Genomic DNA, 3,796 nt, shown 5'->3' with positions numbered 1-3,796 from the left:
CGGCTGTACGCTGGAGACCAAGGCGGTGGGCTTCAACCGCTCTGCCAAAGAGGCCGCCGGCGCGTTGGGGGTGGAGCTGGTCACCCTGCCAGAATGGAACTGCTGTGGGGCGACCTTCCCGCTCTCCACCGACAACGTGCTGGACCTGGCCGGCCCGGCCCGCAACTTGGTGAGCACGGCCGAGGCCGGCGGCGACACCCTGGCCGTGGCCTGCGCCACCTGCTTCAACGTCCTGCGCCGCACCAACCACTTCCTCCGCGAGAACCCGGACACGCTGGAAAAGCTGAACGCCTTCCTCGAACGACCCCAGCCCTATGCCGGCCAGGTGGAGGTGCGCCATCTGCTGGATATCTTCGTGCATGATGTGGGGCTGGAGGCCATCCGGCGGCGCGCCGTGCCTGGCCTGGGAGGATTGCGGGTAGCCGCCTACTACGGCTGTATGCTCCTGCGGCCGGCGGACGAGATCGCACTGGACGACCCCGAACGGCCCGGCATCATGGATGAACTGCTGGCCGCCTTGGGGGCCGAGGTGGTGGACTATCCCCACCGCGGGGAATGCTGTGGGGCCTATCTGACGGTGAAATCGCCGGAAGCTTCCATGCCCATGTCCTACCGCATCCTTTCGGCCGCCGGCCGGGCCGGCGCGCAGGTGCTCGCCACCGCCTGCCCGCTGTGCCAGTTCAACCTGGACTGGCTCCAGGCGCGCCTGCGCCAGCAGTATGCCTCGTATCAGCCCCTGCCGGTCATGTACTTCACCCAATTGATGGGGCTGGCGTTCGGCCTGGACCCGGCCGGCTACGGGTTCGAACAGCACTACGTGGACCCCCGGCCGGCGCTGGCCCAGGCCGGGGTATCCGGAGGGACCCGATCCCCATGACGACGTGCCCGGCAGAGAAGGCTATGGAACGTCCCGCTCGCGCACCGATCGCGCATGCCCTGGTCATTGGCGCCGGCATCGCCGGCATGCAGGCCGCGCTGGATATCGCCAATTCGGGCTATCCCGTCACCCTGGTGGAGAAGCTCCCCTCTATCGGCGGGCGCATGGCCCAGCTCTCCGAAACCTTCCCCACCCTGGACTGCGCGCAATGTATCCTGACCCCGCGCACCGTCGAGGTCGGCCGCCATCCGGACATTCATCTCATCACGTACGCCGAGGTTGAGGATATCCAGGGAGAACTCGGTCACTTCCGGGCGCGCATCCGCCGGCGGGCCGCCGGCGTGCGGTGGGACATCTGCACGGGCTGTGGGGCCTGCATCGAGAAGTGCCCGACGCGCGTGCCATCGGATTTCGATATGGGCCTGGGCCGGCGCAAGGCCATTTACACCCTCTCGCCCCAGGCCGTGCCGAACAAGCCCGTCATTGACAAGGAACACTGCCGCTATTTCACCCAGGGCAAATGCCGCGTCTGCGAAAAGGTCTGCCCCACCGGCGCCATCGCCTACGACCAGGAGGATGAGCTGTTGGAGATCGAGGCCGGCGCCATCATCCTGGCCACCGGTTATGAGCTGTACGACATGACCCATCTGGGCGAGTACGGCGCCGGCCAGGTGCCGGACGTCATCAGCGGTTTGGCCTTCGAGCGCCTGCTGTCCGCCTCCGGTCCCACCGCCGGCAAGATCCGCCGGCCCTCCGACGGGCGAGAGCCCAAGGAGGTGGTCTTCGTGCAGTGCGCCGGCTCGCGCGACCCGGAAAAGGCCATGCCCTACTGCTCCACCATCTGCTGTATGTACACCGCCAAGCACGCCATGCTGTACCGCCATCGCGTCCCCGACGGCCAGGCGTACGTGTTCTACATTGACATCCGCACCGCCGGCCGGCGCTATGAGGAGTTCCTCCAGCGCGCCGTGGAGGAGGACCGCGTGTTATACCTGCGCGGCAAGGTGTCGCGGGTATTCCGCGACGGCGACAAGGTCGTGGTGTGGGGAGCGGATACCCTCAGCGGCCAGCAGGTGGAGATCGCCGCGGATATGGTGGTGCTGGCCACGGCCATCGTGCCGCGGCCGGAGACGCGCCGGCTGGCGGAGATGCTGGGCATTGAGGTGGATGCCCACGGTTTCCTGCGGGAGGCCAATCCCAACCTGGCGCCGGTGAGCACCTGCCGGCCGGGGGTCTTCGTCGCCGGCGCCGCCGTCGGCCCGCGGGATATCCCCGAGACGGTAGCACAGGCCAGCGCCGCCGCCGCCAAAGTGCTCTCCCTCTTTGCCCGCTGGCAGTTGGAGCCGGAGGTGACATATGCCGGCCAAAGCTAAGGCCCGCCGCATCGGCCTGTTCGTCTGCCACTGCGGCCTGAACATCGCCGGCACGGTGGATATCCCGCAAGTGCTGGATGCCTTCCGCGATGAACCCGGCGTCCTGGTCTCGGTCGACTACAAATATATGTGCTCCGAGCCCGGCCAGGAGCTTATCCGCCGTAAGATCGCCGAGGAGAAGCTGGATGGGGTGGTGGTGGCGGCCTGCTCCCCCACCATGCATGAGGCCACCTTCCGGCGCAACGCCGAGAGCGCCGGCCTCAACCCCTACCGCGTCGAGATCGCCAACATTCGGGAGCAGGTATCCTGGGTGCATGCCAAGGACCCGGACGCGGCCACCCGCAAAGCCATCGAGGTCATCCGCACCATCATCGAAAAGGTGCGGTACGACGAGGAACTGCTCCCCTTCACCTTGCCGGTAGTGCGCCGTGCCCTGGTCATCGGCGGGGGTATCGCCGGCATCCAGGCCGCGCTGGACATCGCCGCGGCCGGCTTCCCGGTCCTGCTGGTGGAGCGGGAGGCGCGCCTGGGCGGCCGCATGGCCCAGCTTTCCGGCACCTATTTCAACTTCGAATCGGCCGGCGACCTCCTGGCACAGAAGCTGGAAGCCCTGGGCGCGCACCCAGAAATCACCGTGCTGACCGAGAGCGAGGTGGAGTCGCTCAACGGCTACGTCGGGAACTTCACCGTGCGCATCCGCCGGCGGGGCGAGGATCAGCCGCGGGAGGAAAACGTCGGCGCCATTGTCGTGGCCACCGGCTTCGACCTGTACCCCCTGGAACAGCTTCCCGAGTACGGCGCCGGCACCGTGCCCGATGTCATCTCCGGCCTGGAAATGGAGGCCATGTTACGCCCGGATGGCCCCACGGGGGGTCGCATCCTGCGGCCGTCGGACGGCCGGCCGCCCCGGGAAGTGGTCTTCGTGCAGTGCGCCGGCTCGCGCGATCCCGAGCACGCCATGCCCTACTGCTCCAAGATCTGCTGTATGTACACCGCCAAACAGGCGCGGCTGTTCCGCCGGCAGTGCCCGGACGGCCAGGCCTACGTCTTCTATATTGACATCCGTTCCGGCGGGAAGGGGGCAGAGGAGTTCGTCCAGGCCGCCATGGAAGAGGAGCGGGTGCTGTACCTGCGCGGCAAAGTCTCCCGCATTTTCCGCGACGGCGACAAGGTCATAGTCTGGGGGGCGGACACGCTGAGCGGCCAGCAGGTGGAGATCGCCGCGGACCTGGTGGTGCTGGCGACGGCGGTGGTGCCGCGGCAGGATGCGCGCGAGCTGGCACAGCGCCTGCGGGTGGGCACTGATCTGCACGGCTTCTTCAACGAGGCCCATCCCAAACTGCGGCCGGTGGAGAGCCTGACCGCCGGCATCTATCTGGCCGGCGCGGCGCAGGGGCCGAAGGATATTCCCGAAACCCTCTCCCAGGCCAGCGCGGCCGCCGCCAAAGTGCTCTCCCTTTTCTCGCGGCATGAGCTGGTGCAGGAGCCGACCATCGCCTGGGTGGACCCGGAGCTGTGCTCCGCCTGCCAGCTCTGCGTACCGGCC

Annotated in this window: 2 protein-coding genes and 1 pseudogene; all 3 read left to right on the top strand. The window is 67.8% G+C overall.

Annotation, left to right across the window (positions count from 1 at the left end):
• Window positions 1-877: CoB--CoM heterodisulfide reductase iron-sulfur subunit B family protein (locus H5T60_12625; GenBank protein MBC7243274.1), on the top strand; the 877-nt coding region annotated here is incomplete at its 5' end.
• On the top strand, window positions 874-2,250 hold the full coding sequence (locus tag H5T60_12620; protein MBC7243273.1) for a CoB--CoM heterodisulfide reductase iron-sulfur subunit A family protein: 1,377 nt from the start codon (window positions 874-876) through the stop codon (window positions 2,248-2,250). The genes H5T60_12625 and H5T60_12620, both read left to right, overlap by 4 nt.
• A pseudogene (locus tag H5T60_12615) lies at window positions 2,234-2,755 on the top strand (CoB--CoM heterodisulfide reductase iron-sulfur subunit A family protein). The gene H5T60_12620 and the pseudogene H5T60_12615 overlap by 17 nt, the downstream one beginning before the upstream one ends.
• The last annotated feature ends 1,041 nt before the right edge of the window (window positions 2,756-3,796 follow it).

Source organism: Anaerolineae bacterium, assembly GCA_014360855.1.
Classification (GTDB): domain Bacteria; phylum Chloroflexota; class Anaerolineae; order JACIWP01; family JACIWP01; genus JACIWP01.
The sequence above is the reverse complement of the archived record's forward strand: the minus strand, read 5'-3'. Positions and strand labels throughout refer to the sequence as shown.